Here is an 877-nt window from a genome sequence, read left to right as displayed (position 1 = left end):
TCCAGTCGCTGTGGACAATTCCCCAAACCACATCTTCCTGTTCCCTTTCATCCTGTAAATCCAGGTACCGTATCTGGAAGCCAAGCTCTTCGGATGAAAGGACAACCTGGCGAACCTCTCCCGAATCATCCTGCCTGAAAACAGTCCTCAGGATTTCGTGCCGGTCAAGCAATGACTTAAACGCATAATCAAGGGCGGAACGGTCAAAAGAACCTTCAAAAAGATATATCCCGGGCATATTGTAGGCTATATTCCCTTCTTCAAACTGGCTCAGTATCCAAAGACGGCGTTGGGAGGATGATAAAGGATAACCTGTAGCAGCAGCAGCCAGGGGAATAGACTCGAAATCTCGGAGATTATAAATGTTGCTCCTCAAATATTCAATTATCCCTTCCTTATTCGCCTTTATTTCTGCCAGCAAAAGTGGTGAAAGATCTGAATTATTGCCATTTAATTGAAGATTATCACCGTTGACTGAAATATCAATATTACTTTTTCTTATTTTTTTCAGAATGTCTTCTATTTTCATCTAGTGATTCTTATTAAGTGCTTTATGCTGCGAAAAAACAATTATATGATTGCCTCTCTTTATAATTTTCAAGTGCTTCTTAGATTTTTAAAAATTCGTGTATTTAATTTTTATCTTAATCTACGAATTTTGGCTTCAGGTGCTCATAATTTATGTTTATGCAGTTTACTCATGCTAGTTCTGCCCGAATTATAATTAAATTATTGAGATAATTGGCTTACCACTATTTTGATTAAGCCAGATAATATTATCTATTTCGCTTGCAATTTGTTTAATATTCTGTGATTCGAATATGCTGTTTAGTTTAAAGTTAATGCCAAACTCCTTTTTAATTTGCTTTAACAGGAC

Annotated in this window: 1 protein-coding gene; it reads right to left on the bottom strand. The window is 36.5% G+C overall.

Features of this window, described 5'->3' with window-relative positions:
* A partial coding sequence (locus tag ABD769_RS24940) for a condensation domain-containing protein (RefSeq protein WP_344854078.1) occupies positions 1 to 529 on the bottom strand: 529 nt, incomplete at its 3' end.
* Positions 530 to 877: the final 348 nt, after the last annotated feature.

Source organism: Pedobacter jeongneungensis (assembly GCF_039538295.1).
Classification (GTDB): domain Bacteria; phylum Bacteroidota; class Bacteroidia; order Sphingobacteriales; family Sphingobacteriaceae; genus Pedobacter; species Pedobacter jeongneungensis.
Note: the sequence above shows the minus strand (reverse complement) of the source record. Positions and strands in the feature narration are given on the sequence as shown.